The organism is Mesorhizobium sp. M7A.F.Ca.US.006.04.2.1 (genome assembly GCF_004022915.1).
In the GTDB taxonomy this organism is placed as follows: Bacteria; Pseudomonadota; Alphaproteobacteria; order Rhizobiales; family Rhizobiaceae; genus Mesorhizobium; species Mesorhizobium ciceri.
The window spans coordinates 1-892 of the sequence record NZ_RZQA01001415.1 but is presented as its reverse complement, the minus strand read 5'-3'; the positions used below and the strand labels follow the sequence as shown (position 1 = coordinate 892).

The 892-nt window shown below is 66.9% G+C and carries 1 protein-coding gene; it reads left to right on the top strand.

The genetic code is table 11. The annotated features are described in order from the left end of the window. A partial coding sequence (locus EN925_RS37735; RefSeq protein ID WP_164894762.1) for a cytochrome P450 occupies positions 1–892 on the top strand: 892 nt, incomplete at both ends.

Below are 892 nucleotides of genomic sequence, written 5' to 3'. Positions count from 1 at the left end.
GACCACCGATGGCGAGACGCACAAGCAACTGCGCCAAGGCGTCGACCCGAAATACCGGCCGCGCACCGTCGCCGCCTATGCCGGCGACCTCGTGCGGTCGATTGCCGAACCTTTTCTGGACCGGATCGCCAACCAGGGCTCCGCCGAGCTGATGGCCGATTATTTCGAGCCGGTGTCGACGCTCAGCCTGGCGCGCTCGCTCGGCCTTGCCGGCATCGATATGCCGACGCTGCGCCGCTGGTTCTACGGCCTTGCCCAGGGCGCCATCAATTTCGAGAACGATCCGAAACGGCAGGAGATCGCCGACGCAATCAGTGCCGAGGTCGGCGACGCCATCCTGCCGACGCTGGAAAGACTTGCGCGCCAGCCAGATGACTCGGCGCTGTCGCATATGCTGCATGACGGCATGCCGGAGGGCACGACGCGGCCGATCGACTTTCTGATGCCGAGCATCAAGGTCATCCTGCTTGGCGGCATGCAGGAGCCCGGACATGGCGCCGGCTCGATCCTCGCCGGCCTGCTGGCTCGTCCCGAGCAATTGCGGCAGGTGCTCGCCGATCCCGAGACTTTCGTGCCGAAGGCGGTCGACGAGGGCCTGCGCTGGGTGGCGCCGATCGGCACGCAGACGCGGCAGACGACGCGGGCAGTCGAGCTTGGCGGCGTGACGATCCCGGCCGGCGCTGCCGTCGCCGCCCTCGTCGCTTCGGCAAGCCGCGACGAGAGCCGCTTTGCCGATCCCGACCGCTTCGACATCAACCGCAACGAAGGCAACCATGCCGCCTTCGGCTTCGGCCATCATTTCTGTTCGGGCCGGTTCTTCGCACGCGAGCAGATGTGCCTTGCGGTGCGGCTGTTGCTCCAACGCTTCCCCGATCTCAGCCTTGTGCCGAGC